At 45.6% G+C, this 17,707-nt stretch carries 15 protein-coding genes; 12 read left to right on the top strand and 3 right to left on the bottom strand.

Annotation, left to right across the window (positions count from 1 at the left end):
• Positions 1 to 15 precede the first annotated feature (15 nt).
• The 5 genes from BLS14_RS04100 (at position 16) to BLS14_RS04120 (ending at position 6,140) form a co-directional block, all read left to right on the top strand.
• Positions 16 to 1,038 (top strand): LacI family DNA-binding transcriptional regulator, encoded by a 1,023-nt coding sequence (locus BLS14_RS04100; protein WP_063563590.1) that lies wholly within the window; start codon positions 16 to 18, stop codon positions 1,036 to 1,038.
• Between the two features lie 198 nt (positions 1,039 to 1,236).
• A complete protein-coding gene (locus BLS14_RS04105; protein ID WP_052016450.1) occupies positions 1,237 to 2,148 on the top strand; it encodes an ABC transporter permease in 912 nt (303 codons plus the stop codon).
• Between the two features lie 15 nt (positions 2,149 to 2,163).
• Positions 2,164 to 3,051, top strand: coding sequence for a carbohydrate ABC transporter permease (locus BLS14_RS04110; protein WP_063563591.1), 888 nt, complete (start codon positions 2,164 to 2,166; stop codon positions 3,049 to 3,051).
• A gap of 70 nt (positions 3,052 to 3,121) precedes the next feature.
• Complete coding sequence (locus BLS14_RS04115) at positions 3,122 to 4,765, top strand: type 2 periplasmic-binding domain-containing protein (protein WP_072732697.1); 1,644 nt, start codon at positions 3,122 to 3,124, stop codon at positions 4,763 to 4,765.
• Between the two features lie 22 nt (positions 4,766 to 4,787).
• Positions 4,788 to 6,140: a glycoside hydrolase family 30 protein gene (locus BLS14_RS04120; protein ID WP_090949658.1), complete on the top strand. Its 1,353-nt coding sequence runs from the start codon at positions 4,788 to 4,790 to the stop codon at positions 6,138 to 6,140.
• Between the two features lie 106 nt (positions 6,141 to 6,246).
• On the opposite strand, the gene BLS14_RS04125 is transcribed toward BLS14_RS04120, so the two are convergent.
• Positions 6,247 to 7,071, bottom strand: a complete 825-nt coding sequence (locus BLS14_RS04125; RefSeq protein ID WP_090949661.1) for an AraC family transcriptional regulator — start codon at positions 7,069 to 7,071, stop codon at positions 6,247 to 6,249.
• A 130-nt stretch (positions 7,072 to 7,201) separates the two neighbouring features.
• Here BLS14_RS04125 and BLS14_RS04130 point away from each other — a divergent pair, with 130 nt between their 5' ends.
• On the top strand, positions 7,202 to 8,662 hold the full coding sequence (locus tag BLS14_RS04130; RefSeq protein WP_371121422.1) for an alpha-L-fucosidase: 1,461 nt from the start codon (positions 7,202 to 7,204) through the stop codon (positions 8,660 to 8,662).
• Positions 8,663 to 8,740: 78 nt separating this feature from the next.
• On the opposite strand, the gene BLS14_RS04135 is transcribed toward BLS14_RS04130, so the two are convergent.
• Positions 8,741 to 9,673, bottom strand: coding sequence for a carbohydrate deacetylase (locus BLS14_RS04135; protein ID WP_176854332.1), 933 nt, complete (start codon positions 9,671 to 9,673; stop codon positions 8,741 to 8,743).
• 258 nt (positions 9,674 to 9,931) lie between these two features.
• On the opposite strand from BLS14_RS04135, the gene BLS14_RS04140 reads away from it, so the two are divergent.
• The 5 genes from BLS14_RS04140 to BLS14_RS04160 all read left to right on the top strand — a co-directional run bounded on the left by BLS14_RS04140 (position 9,932) and on the right by BLS14_RS04160 (position 15,972).
• A complete protein-coding gene (locus tag BLS14_RS04140) occupies positions 9,932 to 11,170 on the top strand; it encodes an RICIN domain-containing protein (protein WP_063563599.1) in 1,239 nt (412 codons plus the stop codon).
• A 130-nt stretch (positions 11,171 to 11,300) separates the two neighbouring features.
• The gene (locus BLS14_RS04145; RefSeq protein ID WP_090949664.1) at positions 11,301 to 13,025 is read left to right on the top strand and encodes an exosporium glycoprotein BclB-related protein; all 1,725 of its coding nucleotides are present in this window, start codon (positions 11,301 to 11,303) and stop codon (positions 13,023 to 13,025) included.
• A 329-nt stretch (positions 13,026 to 13,354) separates the two neighbouring features.
• Entirely contained in the window at positions 13,355 to 14,101 is a 747-nt protein-coding gene (locus BLS14_RS04150; protein WP_256336139.1) for a helix-turn-helix transcriptional regulator, read from the top strand.
• A 76-nt stretch (positions 14,102 to 14,177) separates the two neighbouring features.
• Positions 14,178 to 15,407, top strand: a complete 1,230-nt coding sequence (locus tag BLS14_RS04155) for a multidrug efflux MFS transporter (RefSeq protein WP_090949667.1) — start codon at positions 14,178 to 14,180, stop codon at positions 15,405 to 15,407.
• Positions 15,379 to 15,972 carry a hydrolase gene (locus tag BLS14_RS04160; protein ID WP_063565215.1) on the top strand — a complete coding sequence of 198 codons (594 nt, stop codon included), beginning with the start codon at positions 15,379 to 15,381 and terminating at the stop codon, positions 15,970 to 15,972. Before BLS14_RS04155 ends, BLS14_RS04160 begins: the two co-directional genes overlap by 29 nt.
• Before the next feature lie 120 nt (positions 15,973 to 16,092).
• On the opposite strand, the gene ytaF is transcribed toward BLS14_RS04160, so the two are convergent.
• Complete coding sequence (gene ytaF, locus BLS14_RS04165; protein ID WP_079694350.1) at positions 16,093 to 16,716, bottom strand: sporulation membrane protein YtaF; 624 nt, start codon at positions 16,714 to 16,716, stop codon at positions 16,093 to 16,095.
• Positions 16,717 to 16,881: 165 nt separating this feature from the next.
• Between ytaF and BLS14_RS04170 the strand changes: the two genes are divergently transcribed.
• Entirely contained in the window at positions 16,882 to 17,541 is a 660-nt protein-coding gene (locus BLS14_RS04170) for a DUF1232 domain-containing protein (protein ID WP_090949669.1), read from the top strand.
• Positions 17,542 to 17,707 lie beyond the last annotated feature (166 nt).

Below are 17,707 nucleotides of genomic sequence, written 5' to 3' on the forward strand. Positions count from 1 at the left end.
AAGGACCAAAAAATTATGGGAAAGATTACAATTAAAGATGTTGCAAGGGAAGCCGGGGTATCCATTTCTACGGTTTCCAACGCCTTGAACGGCGTGGATGTCTTAAACCCAGAGACCAAATCACATGTCCTGAAGGTGGCAGAGCGTTTAAACTACGTTCCCAACTTGAACGGCAAGCTGCTAAAATCCGGGCAAACCAAAATGCTGGGTTTTTTCACCACAAGTGTGTCGGGTCCATACTTTTATAAGCTGGTTGAATCCATGTCTCGCGAATGCGATCGTCTGGGCTACGGGCTGAATGTGTTTGTGACCAAGGATAAGCAGGTCATTATGAGTAATATTCTGGGACGGCGTGTGGATGGCGTTATCATCTACGAAGAACTGCGGATTGATGAGCAGGATATTGTCGCTATGGAGAAAGACAAGATTAAGGCTGTGTTTCTGGATCGGGTCTATCAGAGCGATACTATGGGAAGCGTCATATTTGACTCTTATGTAGCGGGTTACGAAGCAACCAAGTATTTAATTGGACTGGGGCACAAGAAAATTGCTTACATATCCGGCGTGGACACCATGTTTGACAGTAATCAGCGTAGAGATGGATATTTGGCCGCTTTGCGTGAGTACCAGCTTCCGTTGGATGATGATTACATCTTACAGGGATATTTTGAGGAAGAGGGCACCTACAGTGCTGTAAAATCTTTTCTTCATCTGCATCCTGCCAAGCTGCCTGATGCTTTTCTTGCAGGAAATGATGTGAGTGCAATCGGCTGCATCCATGCGTTGAAGTCTCATGGCTTCGAGGTTCCTCAAGATGTAAGTGTAGTAGGCTTCGATGATATTGATATTGCCCAATATTTTTCCCCGCCATTAAGTACCGTACGAAACCAGATTGCAAGGCAGGGTATCCTGGCGATCAATCACCTGGTTCGCATGATCAAGAAGAAGGAACATGGGGTTTCACAAAAACTGGCGGGTGAACTTATCATACGGGGCTCAAGTCATGTGAAGATGGACCGGAGTGATTTTTTAACATAACTGATTCAATCATTTCCGGTCTTTTTTAATTATAGATTTGATAATAGGGGGTTTTTTTGTCATAAAATAAAAACGTTTTTATGAGGAAATGCTTAAGTTGGAGGGGAGAAAAAGAGCGTGAGTAAATTAGCCGTAGAGACGTCGTCAACCGGTAAAAAGCCTGTAAGACCGGGGGGAAGGAAGCCAATCGGACAAAGAATGAAAGAGTTCGTCATCGATTATCGAAGACAATGGGAAATTCAATCGATGATTATACCCGGCATCATTTTTATGATTATTTTTTGTTACATTCCGATATACGGATTGACGATTGCATTCAAAAATTACACCGTTATTGATACGCTGTCTAGCGCACCATGGGTCGGTTTGGAAAATTTCAGAATCATTATGTCAGACAAATACTTCTGGGATGCCGTAGTGAATACGCTGGGGATCAGCTTTTTGAAATTGGGTATCGGGTTTGTCATTCCCATTATCCTGGCGATCATGATCTATGAATTAAACAGCGGACGTTTCAAAAAGTTCGTGCAAACGATTTCATATCTACCTCACTTTCTGTCCTGGATTGTATTGGGCGGCATGCTGATTACCTGGTTTTCAACAACGGGATTGTTTAATCAGCTGCTACTCAGCTTGGGAGTGATCTCGCAACCGCAGAACATTTTGCTGGATGCAGGCAAGTATTGGTGGATTGCAGTTTTATCCGATATTTGGAAAGAGGCCGGCTGGGGAACGATTCTGTATTTGGCGATTATGTCCAAGATTGATCCTACGTATTACGAGGCAGCCAAAATTGATGGTGCAAGCCGTCTCAGACAAATTTGGAATATCACATTGCCTAACATGAAGTCAATCATTAGCCTTAATCTGATTCTTACTGTAAGCGGTTTACTTGGTTCCAATCTGGACCAGACGCTCGTTCTGATGAACTCGCAAAACCGTGACAAGGCAGAAGTTATCAATTCGTATGTATATCGTATGGGGATGTCACAGGGTGACTTTTCGTATGCTACCGCGGTTGGTCTGGGCGTCTCGATCGTGTCCGTTATTCTGTTGGTCACCGCGAACAAAATTACAAGCAAATTAAACGATAATCAATCTGTGCTGTAGAAGGAGGCATCCCGTGTGAATGGAAAGGTGGCTAAAGAAGATCTCGATAGTCGGATCTTTGATACCTTAAATATTATTTTACTCGCTATTTGTACTGTCGTTATTGTGGTTCCGCTCTGGAATGTCATTATCTCTTCTTTTAGCTCGGGCAAGGCTTTGGCGGAAGGCGGGTTCATCTTCTGGTCACCGGAGTTCTCGCTGGAGAATTATAGAGCCGTATTCAACGATTCGAACATCTGGCAAGCGTTCTTCATCTCCGTTTCCAAAACAACAATCGGAGTCGTTACACACGTATTCTTCTGTGCCATGGTCGGTTACGGTCTGAGCAAAAAGCACATACGTGGCCGTAAACTGTACGTAGCCATGGGAGTTATCACGATGTTCTTCTCTGGCGGAATGATCCCAACGTACTTATTGATCAAATCACTTGGCCTGCTCAACAGCTTCTGGGTGTACATTATTCCGGCATTGTTCAGCTTCTATGATGTCGTCATTCTGATGAATTTCTTCCGGAATGTACCGGATTCCCTGGAGGAGTCAGCCAAAATCGATGGTGCAGGAGACTGGCATATTTTCCTCAAAATCTTCATCCCGCTGTCCATGCCAGCGATGGCAACTATTGCATTGTTCAATGGAGTAGGGCAATGGAATGACTTTATGACAACTAAGTTGTACATTACCGATCAGTCACTGTATCCGCTGCAGATGATGCTGTACGAGATTATTGTTCAGTCCCAAACGCAATCCATGCAAAATGTGGGTGGCTCGGCAGTCATTGAAACAACGACTAAAGGGGTGCAACTGGCTACGATTGTTATTACTACTCTGCCGATCATACTGATCTATCCTATCCTTCAAAGATACTTTATCTCGGGTATGATGCTGGGAGCAGTCAAGGAGTAAGAGGAATCTAAGCTTGTTCGAAAGTTCGCTCTATTCAATATTTCTCACCTAACTTTAAGGAGGAAACAATATGTTCAAGATGAATAAGGCAGCAGGCAAAAAAGGAGTTAAACTGTGCGCGGCTTTGCTGACAGCGGTGATCATGATTACAGGCTGCAGTAGTGGATCAGGGGGTTCGAGCGAAGGGAACTGGGTTTCCATTGAAGATCGCTATACAGTCGATCCGGAAAAACCAGCTTGGCAGCTGGATAAAAAGGAAGAAGCTACAGACCTAACTTGGTACGTTAATGCCGACTGGTGGAACACGGATTTCGGCAAAGACATTGTAACCAAAAAGATCAAGGAAGATCTGAACATCAATATCAAATTCATTACAGGTGATGACACGAAGTTAAATACGTTCTTTGCCGGTGGAGATATGCCTGACCTGCTGACAGTATTTGACTCTAACTCTCCTGTGGTGCAAAAAGCCGCAACCTGGGCTATGCCGCTGAATGATCTTGCGGAGAAATATGATCCATACTTCAACAAAGTCGCAGCTGCCGATACCCTGAACTGGTTCCAGCAGGCTGATGGCAAGACGTATGGCTATCCAAACTACTCCAATACGCAAGCCGATTATGATAGCGGCAACATCCCAGCCAAAACGGCATTTATCATCCGTAAAGATGTATACGAAGCTTTGGGAAGTCCTGTCATGGGAACACCAGAGGAATTCGAAAGTGTGATGAAACAGATCAAGGAAAAGTTCCCAACGCTGATTCCATTTGGTTTTAACTCTATCGGTGAAGGAACAGGTTCACTCGGAGACGTGTTGCAAGACTTCATTGGCGTGCCGCTTGAAACTGCAAATGGAGAATTCTATGATCGCAATCAGGATGAAGATTATCTTACATGGCTGAAGACTTTAAATAAGGTATACAGAGACGGAAATATCAGTGATGACAGCTTTGCTGATGATGGTACGGCCTTTGAGGAAAAAGTGAAATCCGGAAAATATGCAACGATGCTGCTGGATGGTACACCTCAACAGGGAGGAAATCTGCAAATTTATCTGAGTGCCAATGAAGGCAAAGAGTATGTTGCCGTTGATGGACCACAAAGCACCAAAGGTAATGCACCGACACTTAATCAATCCGGTATTACAGGCTGGATGATCAACTTCATCTCCAAGGACGCCAAAGATCCAGCCAAAGCGATTCAAATCTTTACGTACCTGCTAAGTGAAGAAGGTCAGCTTCTGATGAACTATGGTATTGAAGGCGAGACGTATAAAAAGAATGCAGATGGTACGGTTGAGTTGATGCCAGCTGTGAAAGACCTGCAACTTCATAATGCGGACAAATTCAAGAAGGAATACCGGATGGGCGAATTCATGTTCTTTGGCCATGACCGTTACAAAGCACTGAGTGCAGATGCTTTCCCGGAAGCGATTAAACAAATGCAAGAGTGGGGCAAAGGCAAACTGAAACCACACTTCATTCTGGAGAATATTAGTCCGAATCAAGGAACACCTGAAGCACGTGCGTTGTCGGCGATCAACGCCAAGTGGAATTCAACCCTGGTAAGCATGGTACGTGCCAAAGATGATGCCTCTTTTGACAATGCGCTCGCCGCTTACAAGTCATTTTTAGGTGAAAACCGTTGGGATGATATCCTGAAGGTCCGTAGTGAGAAAATGAAACAGAATAAAGAGAAATTGGGTATCCAATAAGAGGAATGTGGAGGGAAAGCATATGACGAAATTCAAAATGTACAAATCCACGGGAGAAGATGCATTGTTTGTATCTGTGTCCCAGGATCAATTGAAATCGCAGGACTCCGCCAAGGAAACAACGACTATCCTTCTAGATGATCAGCAAACGTATCAGGAAATGGATGGTTTTGGGGCTTCTTTTACCGACTCATCTGCCTATCTGATTAACCAGGTATTAAGTGATGAGCAGAGAGCGGAAGTCATGACTCGGTTGTTCCATCCCGAGGAAGGCATTGGATTGTCGGTCATCCGCAATCCGATGGGAGCTTCAGACTATGCCAGAACGGTATACAGCTATAATGATCTGCCAGAAAATCAAACGGACCCGGAATTATCCGGGTTCAGCATTGCACATGATGAAGCGGATGTTATTCCTTTGACTCAAAAGGCTTTGGAGCTCAATCCTGAGCTGAAGCTATTCGCTTCACCTTGGAGCGCTCCGGGCTGGATGAAAACAAGCGGCTCGATGATTACAGGTCAACTGAAAAATGAGTGGTATCCGGCGTATGCAGAATACTTTGTGAAATATATCCAAGCCTACACATCACATGGATTGCCTATCCATGCAGTAACACCACAGAATGAAGCACTTTATGAACCAGGTCATTATCCAGGCATGTTGATGCCAGCTGAAGCGCAAGCAGACTTTATCAAAAATCATCTCAAGCCGGCTTTGGTCAGAAATGACATTCAGTCCAAAATCCTCTGTTATGATCACAACTGGGATCGTCCGGATTACCCGCTGACAGTACTTGATGAGGCGGCAGAAGAGGTAGATGGAGTCGCTTGGCACTGGTATGGGGGCGAAGCCTCGGCACAAACAAAGGTGTATGAAGCTGTTGCCGGTAAAGAGGTACACTTCACCGAAGGATCAGGAGGAGAATGGATCCCTCCATTCGAACAAGCTTTCTCCAATGTGATCAGAACGGGTATTGAGATTCTTCGCAATTACAGCAAATCTTTTGTGCTCTGGAATATGGCACTGGATGAGAACAACGGTCCTACCGTTCCTGGCTTCGGGAAAAGTACGTGCCGCGGCATTGTGAAGGTTAACCAGCAAACGAAAGAGCTTACCTATACACTGGACTATTATGCTCTGGCTCATTTCAGTGCATTGATTCGTCCTAAAGCCGTACGCATTGACTCGTCCTCCAATGAGGCATCCATTCGTTCCGTAGCCTTCAAAAATACGGATGGTTCGATTGCTCTCGTGCTTTTCAATGACGGAGAAGAGACAGGAAATGTGCAGGTTCAGCTAAGAGAAGAAGAATTGTTAAGTTTCCAACTCGAATCCAAAAGTGCTTTGTCCATTTTGATTAACCAAGGAAAATAATGTTGTAGTGAAAAAAGGCGATACTCAGAGAATTAACTCTGAGTATCGCCTTTTTATATTGCATCCAGTGAGTCTATACTCTTTGGATCGCTAGATTTGGTGTTCCTCATACCATGATTTGTTTGCGATACTCCGTTGGATTCAGACCTGTATGCTTTTTAAATTGCCTTGAGAAGTAATATAAGTCACTAAATCCAAGGTGCTCGGCAATTGCTGTGACTGTTTTTGGTGTACAGGTCAGAAGTTCTTTTGCCTTATCCATTTTTTTGCTGGCAATGTAGTGGATGGGGGGAACGCCGATGTGCTGTTTGAAGAAACGAATGAAATAATTTGGATGCATGTAGGCAATCTGAGCCAGATCCCGGACAGAAATATTTTCTTCAATGTTGGAATCAATATAGGCCAGTATTGCAGATATTTTCTCCATAACAGGTATATTTGTATAACAGATCTGTTCCAGATCCAGATGCATAATGTAGTGGGACAACAATTCTATTAATTTACTTTTTGCCATCATATGCGCATAGACTTCATCGGATCGGGCGTAATCAAGAATGCTGTTGAATATTTCCTGTATCAGCTCGGGCCGATCCGATGAACAGAAGTGGGGGAAATTCAGAATTTGAAATAGGTTGATGCCTCCAACCTTTGCGCTGAAATGACACCAGTATTTGAGAAAAGGACGATCACTGATGGCAGAATAAGACTGCGTGACCCCCTCTGGCATCAAAAAAAGCTGTCCCGGTGCAGGATAATACTCCTGATCGCCGATCTTGAGCCAGCCCTCGCCTTCACAGATCAAATAAAATTTGCTGTAATCGGGTGTGTAATCGAGGTCTCGCCAATCCGTATCGCAGCGATTGAAGTTGACCATGAACAAATCAACCTGCAGATTGGATAAGTGGTTTGTGAGCAACGTCTTATGGTTCATTATCCTCAACTCCCTACAAAGGTTATTATTGTCCATCCTAAAGTTAACGTTCTGCATGTCTATCTGCTCAACCAGCTACTACAATACAAGTGCAGCCGATAACGGAAGGGATGAGAATCGAATGAGAACAATGCTGGATAAAAATGAATATTTGCAACAGATCGAAAAGACCATTGCCGAAGGAAAGTATAAGGACAGCTGGAATTCACTTAGCGCATTCGAGGTTCCCGAGTGGTACAAGAACGCCAAGTTCGGTATTTTCATTCATTGGGGTCTGTACTCGATCCCGGCTTATGACAGTGAATGGTATTCACGAAATATGTATATTGAGGGCTCCAAAGCTTATGAACATCACCTTCGCGTTTATGGTCATCCGAAGGATTTTGGCTATAAAGATTTTATTCCGATGTTTCTTGCAGAGAAGTTTGACGCAGATGAGTGGGCCGTGCTTTTTAAAAAGGCAGGAGCCCGTTATGTGATGCCTGTAGCTGAGCACCATGATGGCTTTCAAATGTACAAAAGCTCCATCTCTCACTATAACACAGTTGAAATGGGACCCAAACGGGATCTGTTGGGTGAGATGAAGGTCGCGTATGAGAAGCAGGGACTTACTTTGTGTGTCTCGTCACACCGTGCTGAACATTGGTTTTTCATGTCCCATGGAAAAAGCTTCGATTCAGATGTCAAGGAGCCGCTCAGACGAGGTGATTTCTACTGGCCCGCCATGCCTGAACCGGATCATCAGGATTTATACGGCTCACCTCCAACGGATGAATATCTGGAAGATTGGATGCTTCGTTGCTGTGAACTGGTGGATCAATACCAGCCGAGCATTTTTTATTTTGACTGGTGGATCCAGACGGCAGCGTTCAAACCTTACTTGAAAAAGTTCAGCGCCTACTACTATAACAAAGGTCAAGAGTGGGGCATTCCCGTAGCGATTAACTACAAACATGATGCCTTTATGCTCGGTTGTGCCGTTCCGGATGTGGAGCGTGGGCAATTCGCCGATCTGAAACCGTATTTCTGGCAAACAGATACCGCTGTAGCAAAGAATTCATGGTGTTATACAGAAAACAACAACTATAAAACAGCGGATGAGATCATCAGGGACCTCGTCGATATTGTGAGTAAAAATGGCAGCCTGCTGCTGAATGTTGGACCAAAGGCAGATGGAAGTATCCCGAATGAAGACAGGGATATTTTGCTTGCCATAGGTCAATGGCTAGAAGTGAATGGCGAGGCGATTTATGACACGACATTCTGGCGGACGTATGGGGAAGGGCCGACCGAGGTGAAGGAAGGACAATTTACAGATGGAGAGACCAAGATCTTCACAAGTGAAGACATTCGTTTCACTGTAAAAGAAAGCTGCCTTTATGCCACGGTTATGGCTTACCCGGAGAACGGAATCGTTCATATTCGTTCGCTGAAGGAGAATTCTCATCATTTCCATGGACTGATCAGGGACATTCAGGTATTGGGCTTTGACGAAGAACCGGAATGGAGCAGGACGGAAGAGTCCTTGACGATAACGACAAGGAACGTGCATAGCTTCTCACCCGTCGTATTTAAATTAGAACTGGATTAAGAGATGAGATCGAAGGGCTATAACCAACAGTAATATGTACTGGTTATAGTCCTATTCTTTGTGCGATTCTGTAATGGATTACACTCGTTTACGGGTTGAAGAAGATCGACGGAGTGTTCTTCGTTTTTTGGACAAGCGATGTACTTTCGCCAAACGCTGCCGCTTCAACAAGCGCTGCCGCACATGACGAGGCCGTCTTTTTTCTACTGGTTTGAGAAGTGATGTCATTTGTATTGGTGGCAGTTCGCATGGTTCTTCCGTGGTATCCATCACGGCTCTGTAGTTTATTGGCATAATGCCCAGAGCCTGTATCGTTCGGGGAACATCCTGATTGACAAATACTGCAAGCTCATGCTCGCGGATGTCCAGCCAGTTGGAAATTTCACGCAGAGCACCATCGACATATCCGGGATGACATACAATCTCGGTAATGCCATCTGGGAGCTTAGATAAATGTTGTAGCAATCGCTGCAAACCCTCATGATCTCCGTAAGTATCCAGCAGAATCGTATCCGTCATCCGAGGGGCTGGCATAGGGCTTGCATGCCGGACCTGAGATCGCCGAAGCGGGATGTTTTCCCGGACAGCTTTCTCCGCCATGATTTGGAATATGATGGGATCGTTTTGATGAAGCAGCTGATGGGAATCGAGATGTGTAGGGGAAAGTGACGCTTGAGCCAAAACGTTCCATTGAGCATCGAGTTCTTTGGTAATATCAGTGAAATCTCGTATTAATCCACACTGGCCTTGATGAAAAGCACCGTCAGGATTCACCAAAGAAGGCACGATGGCCGGATCGGATACGGGTCTCCCGTAAGTCAGGTTAAAATGCAATCCGATTCCGAGGTCCGGCAGCGATCGGGCTAAACTCAGTGCATGATCAAAGCCCGGCATATTCACCATCATCGAAGTACTCGTAATTCCACCAGCCTGATATGCTTGAATAATCCCCTGATTAACGCCGGGCGACAGCCCGAAATCATCCGCATTAATGATTACTTGCCTGCTCATACCGCTTACTCCTTCCTCACGTTGAGAACAAACCATTTGCCATGTCCCTAATATATTAAAGGTCACAAGGTATGAACCGTTCATTCGCACAGGCCTGATAAAATACTTCAAATGCCGTCTTGTCCATGGAATATCCTGTTCGCTGTTAGAAATAATCCAGTTGCAGACAGAATACATTTAATGTAAACGTTGTTACGGATTGAGAAAAATGGGGTATCCCCGTTCAGAATCAGTCCGTTAATATGGGGAGGGAAAAGATTGTTGAGAAAAAGAAAAATCGTAAGTACGCTGGTGCTGTTCAGTTTCCTAATCGCTTTACTGCCTGGCACGACGACAAACGCAGCGACCAATTGGAATCTGGTGTGGAGTGACGAATTCAATGGAAGTTCTCTGAATACGTCGAATTGGTCTGCAGAGATTGGTACCGGCAGCGGCGGATGGGGAAATAATGAATTGCAGTATTATACGAATCGCACCGAGAACCTGCAAGTTACAGGTGGCAATCTGGTCATCACTGCACGCAAAGAAAATTACAATGGCAGCAGCTATACCTCCGCACGAATCAAAACCCAAGGCTTGAAGGATTTTACTTACGGGAAAGTTGAAGCACGCATCAAGCTGCCGTCCGGTCAGGGGCTGTGGCCTGCTTTTTGGATGTTGGGAAGCAACATTAATTCCGTCGGCTGGCCTAAGAGCGGAGAGATCGACATTATGGAGCGGGTCAACAACAATGCTTTTGTAAACGGTACCGTACACTGGGATGCTAACGGGCATGCCGATTATGGAAAGATATCGGAGAATCTTGATTTTTCCCAATTTCATGTATACAGCATTGAATGGGATTCCAAATATATAAGATGGTTTGTGGATGGCAAACAGTTCAATGAGTTTTACATCGAAAATGGAACAGGCAACACGGAGGAGTTCCAACGTCCGTTTTTCCTCCTCTTGAATATGGCTGTGGGTGGGAATTGGCCTGGCAGCCCTAATAATGCGACACCTTTCCCATCACAAATGCTGGTGGATTATGTGCGGGTATATCAAGCAGCGAGTACACCGAACATTGTCAGCGGGGGTCTCTATACGATCGGTTCCAAAGCAAGCGGTAAAGTGTTGGATATTGTGGATGTATCCACGGCAAGCGGAGCCAAAGTACAACAATGGACCAACTACAGTGCGAGCAACCAAACGTTCAGGGTCGACAGCACAGGGGATGGTTTCTATAAACTCACGGCGGTTCACAGCGGAAAAGTTCTGGATGTGCCTAACTCAACAGCATCACCCGGCGTACAGCTCCAGCAATGGGATGATAATGGCTCTAACGCCCAAAGGTGGAGCATCCAGGATGCGGGTAACGGTTTCTATAAAATCATTTCCAAGGTGAATGGATTGGCGGTAGATGTTTCGAGCTCTTCAACGGCGGATGGAGCTGCAATCCAGCAATGGAATGATAACGGTACGGATGCACAAAGATGGTCGTTTAACAAATTGAATTAATTAAATTGCAATAATTTTAGGTGAATTCATCACAAAATTTGATGTTGGTAATATATTGTTGACATCAAGCAAGTGATGTTCGCCCGACCTGCGGACATTAACAGGGCTCCCAAGGAGGAGATTATGGAAGATGAAGTACAAGAAACGCAGTGTGCACGGCGGAAGCGGCTTTAGAAAAGGTGGAGGAGAATCACACCTCACAGGTATTGGGGAAGAAGCCCATTTACTCCTCAAATTGATTGGCGAGTTGAAAGCTGCCATAGTACAGGTATTTGCTAATCCAACTCAGGTTAATGTTTCTGTTTTGATTGAAATTCTGCGCAAATTGCTGGCTTTGGTTCATCATTTGAAATTAAAGAAAGGAAACAAGGCCAGCTTGGAAGCTGCCTTGGAACTTTCCATTGCTTCAGCGGAGGTCATCCCATTCTCTCCAATAAGCGTAGGCACCAACTTGCAGCAATTGCTTGATACGCTGTTGTCTGTTGTTTTACAAGAATGCATCCATTCTGCGGACAAAGACCAATTGGTCATTGCCATCAGAGCAGTAGAGGTAGCTCTTGCCAACGCACTTAGAAACTCAGGAATTCCGGGTCCTGCTGGACCCGCTGGACCAGCAGGACCTGCCGGTCCGGCCGGATCTCAAGGTGTTGCTGGTCCTCAAGGAACGGTAGGTCCAGCGGGATCGCAGGGTAACCCTGGGCCTGCGGGACCCATTGGTCCGATCGGTCCGGCGGGTAGCCAAGGTCCAGCAGGTGCAGCTGGTCTGAACGGAGTTACGGGTGCAACCGGAGCCACGGGTGCAGCAGGTCCAGCAGGTGGTGCAACTGGAGCCACCGGAGTGACTGGAGCGACAGGAACTGCAGGAGCGGCAGGCGTAACGGGTGCGACCGGAGCTGTCGGTGCAGCGGGCGTTACGGGAGCCACAGGTGATCCAGGCGTAACCGGAGCTACGGGTGATCCTGGAGTGGCGGGTGCGACGGGAGTAACGGGTGCTACGGGAGCCGCAGGATTGGCTGGAGCCACTGGTGTGACTGGAGCGACAGGAACAGCCGGGGTTACTGGTGTTACCGGTGCTACGGGAGCCGCAGGATTGGCCGGAGCTACTGGTGTGACTGGAGCGACAGGAGTAGCTGGAGTCACCGGTGTGACTGGTGCTACGGGAGCCGCAGGATTGGCCGGAGCCACCGGTGTGACTGGAGCGACAGGAATAGCTGGAGTCACCGGTGTGACCGGTGATACAGGAGCGACAGGAATAGCTGGGGTTACTGGTATAACAGGAGCTACGGGATTGGCCGGAGTAACTGGTGTTACTGGCGTAACGGGAGCTACAGGTTCGGGAGCCATCATTCCGTTTGCTTCTGGTGGTCCAGCCATTTTGACAACACTCGTTGGTGGATTGGTTGGTACTACAAGCCTGATTGGTTTCGGTAGCTCGGCAACGGGAATAAGCTTGGTCGGGGGCACCATTGATTTAACAGGGTCAGTAGTTGGCCCACTCATTAACTTTGCATTTTCAGCTCCAAGGGATGGCGTTATAACTTCCATTGCTGCGTACTTTAGCACAACCGCAGCCTTGTCATTAGTCGGTTCAACGGTAACCATCACAGCACAACTGTTCAGCTCGCCTACGCCAGACAATGCATTTACGGCTGTTCCTGGAGCTGTCGTGACGCTGGCACCTCCACTTACAGGTATTATCGCATTGGGCACCATCTCCAATGGTATAACAACCGGATTGGCTATCCCGGTGACTGCACAGACACGTCTGTTGCTGGTGTTCTCGGCGACAGCTGCCGGACTCACACTTGTGAATACCGTTGTCGGCTATGCAAGTGGTGGCTTGAATATTACTTGATTTACTAACACGCAATGAGAATAAATAAGTCAGGAAACAAGCTGAGCTCCATTTGTATTGGAGACAGCTTGTTTTTTTGTTCTTTTAGGTTTATCTTCGTCACAAACAGGATTGAATGAATCAACTGAAAAACCATCCTCAGCAGAAATCCCTGTATACTAAACATGCCACTCTTTGGAAATCCTGAACAGGTGAACCGGAAGAGCGAATGAGACAGCAAGAACGATATGTGCGTGGAGGGAACCATGAATATAGAACAGCTTTTTTTTCATATTTTATACTGCAACTCAAGGAAGCCGAATGAACTTCGGACATTTTCCAATAAAGGGGTGCGAACGCTTCAGCATCATGAACTCATTTTTATTACAGGCGGCAAAGCGGAGATTACCATTGAGAGTAAAAGACATACCATTCAGGAAGGCGTCCTGATCTACCTTCAACCGGATGTGCCTCACTTGATAGAGATTGACTTTAAGAATCCCATAAGTTTTTTTTCGGTTCACTTCAGTTATGTCCGGATCGAGCAGAATGACAATACATGGACTGTAAACGAGGACGTCGAGATGTTTCCCTTACCAGCTGTCCAGCAATTACAGGATTATTATCAATTGGAAGAAGTATTTAAACATATGGTAGACACCTGGCATACGAAACTACCGGGTTATGAGTTTAGCACCAAGTCCTTACTACAGCAATTGCTTATCGCGATCGGCCAAAATATAAAAAAGCGGCATCGTAATTATGCGACATCCTTGAAAGTGGAAAAGATTATCAACTATATGAATCAACATTTGCATCGTAAAGTCACCTTGACCGAACTATCTGAGCTCGTGCAGTTATCAGCCCCGTATTTATCAAGAGCTTTCAAAGAGATTACAGGATACTCCATTATAGAATTTTTTAACAAACTGAAGATGGATAAAGCAAAAGAGATCATTTTGGAAGGAAACAACAAAGTTAAAGAGGTGGCGCAGGTACTCGGTTACACGGATGAATTCTATTTTAGTAGGCTATTTAAACAATTGGAAGGCATGAGTCCAACGGAATTTTACAGCAAAAATGTCCATGGAGTTTAACATAATGCATGGTGCATAGCCGTTCTGATCGCTAAGATGAGGATATGATTCTGAAGCGGGAGGAAGGCTTGTTGATATGCCGCTGTGGAAAAGAAATTTGATTGTATGCTGGTTCGGAATGTTTGTGACCGGAGTAGGCATGAGTCAGATCGCACCGATTTTGCCGCTGTACATCAAGCAGCTTGGTGTGAATGACTCAGCAGCGATTGCCCAATTCTCCGGAATTGCCTTTGGCATCACGTTTATACTTTCCGCCATTTTCTCCCCCATATGGGGAGCGGCTGCCGACCGATGGGGGAGAAAACCAATGCTACTTCGAGCCAGTTTGGGGATGGCTGTAGTGGTAGGTTGTATGGGGTTCTCAACAAATGTGTATATGCTCATTGGACTTCGGCTGCTACAGGGTGTCATCACAGGATATAGCACCGCCTGTACAACGCTGATAGCGACCCAAACCGATTCCAAACATGCGGGCTATGCTTTGGGAACACTTTCAACCGCCAACATCGCAGGTTCCTTGATCGGTCCGACAATTGGTGGATTCATAGGGGTAAATTGGGGGCTCCAAAATTCGTTTTTTATAACGGGTGGGCTGATGATGATTGCCTTTATTACGACCGCTTTGTTTGTGAAGGAATCGTTCACGCGAGAGGACAAGGTGGTGCTTGGTCTTAGGGAAGTATGGCGAAAAGTGCCCGAGAAAAGTCTGACGATTAACTTGTTTGTTACTTTTTTTGTACTCACTGTGGCCTTATATTCGGTGGAGCCTATCATTACCGTATATATTACGCAGCTTTCCGGTAACACTTCGCATGTTGCTCTATTGGCTGGAATCGTGTTCTCGGCATCAGGATTGGCTAATCTCATTGCTGCGCCAAGACTGGGTAAGCTTTCGGACCAAATAGGCGCACAGAAGGTCATTTTGGTTGCTCTTTTAGCTGCCGGAATTCTCTTCATAGCACAGGCGTTTGTAACGAGTCCGTGGCAGTTGATGGGCCTGCGTTTCTTATTGGGATTGGCGGCAGCTGGGCTAATTCCTTCGGTGAATACTCTGATCAAAAAAATTACACCAGCTTCCCTGACTGGTAGAATGTTCGGTTTTAACATGTCAGCAGGATATCTGGGAGTATTCGGCGGTGCTGTTTTAGGCGGACAAGTGGCTGCCTGGATGGGAATACGATATGTGTTCTTGATTACCAGTGCATTGATATTGATTAATGCTGGCTGGGTGTATTTTAAGGTATACAAAAAACTTGAAACGATTGGGAGAGAATATCATGGAAAACTTGAAAAAAGCAGAAGCTGAACAGCTTACAGCTGAAAAAACAGCGCTGGTCGTGATTGATTTGCAAAAGGGGATTGTAAATAGCCCGCTACAGTCTCCACATACAGGTGAGCAGGTGGTGCAGAATGCGGCCAAGTTAGCACAGGCTTTCACGGAAAAGGGAGCTTTTGTGGTGCTTGTAAAAGTCTCTTCAGTCGATGGAAAAGACATGTTGAAACCAAAGACGGATATGGAACGGGGAGCGATTCAGTTTAGCGCAGACTGGGATCAATTTGTGCCTGAAATGACTGCCCATACTCCTTATCATACGGTTGCCAAACGTCAATGGGGTGCTTTCTTCGGTACGGATCTCGACCTCCAGTTGCGACGTCGGGGAATAGATACCATTGTATTATGTGGCGTTTCTACGTCAATCGGTGTAGATACTACAGCCAGAGAAGCTTATCAGCACGGTTATCAACAGATTTTTGTAGAAGATGCAATGACAGCTGCAACCAAGGAAGAGCATGACTACGTTTGTAAAACCATTTTCCCTAGATTGGGTCGGATTCGCTCCAGTGAAGAAGTGGTTACGGCACTGAAATAAGATGAGCCGGGTAAATAACCCAGGATTCTGACAAGACAATAATCCATTAACAAAAGATTTAACATGCTCAAAAAGGAGACATCTGATCAGATGTCTCCTTTTTGGAATTTGCATACATGATCAGAACAAATTATTGGCTGCAATCAGCAATAAGAGAACCCCGCTGACAAGCGTTCCGAATTGTCCCAATGTGAATGAACCAATACGAACGTTTGCCGCTTTGGACCCCATCCACACGCCAAACCATACGGTAACAAAACTGCCGATAGCTGCGGTAAGGGAAATATACAAGGGGGATAAGCCCATCAGCCCTGCGCTTAAGCCATTCGTCAGTGCGTTTGTCGAAAGGGCAACACCCAGAATCAATGCTTCCAGAATTCCAATATGATTCGATTTGTCCAAATCTACCCGTTCCGGATTTTGCAAAATAGACCCGATCCCGAGGGTTTGGGATTCGTCCTCTTCGTGATCTTTCTTCTTGCGGGGAACGGATAACAAGATGATACGAAAACCGATAACGAGTAGGATAAATGTCCCCAGTAGTATAGGGAAAACGCCAGGTAGCACGATCGAAATCCATTTTCCGAACAAAATGCCTGAATAACTGAACAACAAACAAACAACGGCAATCAAAAAATTCGAAAATAGGCTGATTCTGATTTTTCTGATCCCGTACGATAGTCCGACACCCAGATTGTCAAGACTCGAAGAGACGGCCAAAGCAAGAATGAGCATCCACGCCATACAATCACCTCATGATCTGTATTCTGCTCTTAATGTATGTCGTGTTGAGATTCATGTGCCCGTCCTTGAGAAAAATGCAACAAAACGCTGCTGATGAAGAAAGAATAAAGTAAACTTTCACCACATTGTCCCATATACTAGACTATCGATCATATCTCTGGAGGGATGCTGGTGAGAGCAAATGATCAAACAAAGGATTGCCATATCGGAGATTTGATCAAGCCTCTGCTTGCCAGACGCTCTCTCTCGATGCGCAAATTCAGTACGTTGTGCGGAATGGACACGGCCACCATTTCTCGGATTCTGAACGGAAAGCAGCAACCGAAGCTCACGCATTTACAGATCTTTTCCGAACATTTGGATGTATCTCTGGATCATCTCATTGAGGCTGCAGGCTACAAAATCGATAACGCAAAAAGAGGGGCAGAGCGGGGGATTCTGGATTCGCTTGAATCGATCAAGACGGTCCTGCAACATACGAAATTATTTGACCTCGATGTGACAACAGAGCGGATAGAACAGGAAATGGTTAAGTACGAACAATATGCACGTACAGATGAAGGGCATCGAATAATATGTAAGGAGTTTGATCTAAAAATCAATCAGATAAACGGTGCAGGACCGTTCATTGAACATTTGAAGGAAATGCATATTCAATACTGTGATGAGATTACACCAGAGAACGATCGTTCTCTGATTGGAAGTGCATTGTTATACTTTATTTCGTCTGCGGATCTGATCCCGGACTATCTCTTTCCGATTGGTTATCTGGATGATGCCATCGTTGTGTATCTGGTGTTGGATCGTCTGAAACAACGCACATGACACGATTGGTTTGGGAGAACACCAAAAGAACGGCGCGAAGTTTCTCGCGTCGTTCTTTTTACTATCTGAGTGAATCAGTCATAGTTATAAAGAACTGTTTGGATCAATTAAAAAGCCGTGGTATTCACATTTGCGAAAAACATATGGTTAACGGAGAGTCATTAGA

It is taken from the genome of Paenibacillus sp. OK060 (genome assembly GCF_900101205.1).
Taxonomy (GTDB): domain Bacteria; phylum Bacillota; class Bacilli; order Paenibacillales; family Paenibacillaceae; genus Paenibacillus; species Paenibacillus marchantiae.

What these genes read in the sequence shown, in the direction of transcription:
- BLS14_RS04155 (WP_090949667.1), top strand. Translation starts at nt 14,178, where the DNA reads ATGCCGCTGTGGAAAAGAAATTTGATTGTATGCTGGTTCGGAATGTTT.
- BLS14_RS04170 (WP_090949669.1), top strand. Translation starts at nt 16,882, where the DNA reads ATGCTGGTGAGAGCAAATGATCAAACAAAGGATTGCCATATCGGAGAT.
- BLS14_RS04125 (WP_090949661.1), bottom strand. Translation starts at nt 7,071, where the DNA reads ATGAACCATAAGACGTTGCTCACAAACCACTTATCCAATCTGCAGGTT.
- BLS14_RS04135 (WP_176854332.1), bottom strand. Translation starts at nt 9,673, where the DNA reads ATGAGCAGGCAAGTAATCATTAATGCGGATGATTTCGGGCTGTCGCCC.
- BLS14_RS04160 (WP_063565215.1), top strand. Translation starts at nt 15,379, where the DNA reads ATGGAAAACTTGAAAAAAGCAGAAGCTGAACAGCTTACAGCTGAAAAA.
- BLS14_RS04130 (WP_371121422.1), top strand. Translation starts at nt 7,202, where the DNA reads ATGCTGGATAAAAATGAATATTTGCAACAGATCGAAAAGACCATTGCC.
- ytaF (WP_079694350.1), bottom strand. Translation starts at nt 16,716, where the DNA reads ATGGCGTGGATGCTCATTCTTGCTTTGGCCGTCTCTTCGAGTCTTGAC.
- BLS14_RS04105 (WP_052016450.1), top strand. Translation starts at nt 1,237, where the DNA reads ATGAAAGAGTTCGTCATCGATTATCGAAGACAATGGGAAATTCAATCG.
- BLS14_RS04145 (WP_090949664.1), top strand. Translation starts at nt 11,301, where the DNA reads ATGAAGTACAAGAAACGCAGTGTGCACGGCGGAAGCGGCTTTAGAAAA.
- BLS14_RS04100 (WP_063563590.1), top strand. Translation starts at nt 16, where the DNA reads ATGGGAAAGATTACAATTAAAGATGTTGCAAGGGAAGCCGGGGTATCC.
- BLS14_RS04115 (WP_072732697.1), top strand. Translation starts at nt 3,122, where the DNA reads ATGTTCAAGATGAATAAGGCAGCAGGCAAAAAAGGAGTTAAACTGTGC.
- BLS14_RS04120 (WP_090949658.1), top strand. Translation starts at nt 4,788, where the DNA reads ATGACGAAATTCAAAATGTACAAATCCACGGGAGAAGATGCATTGTTT.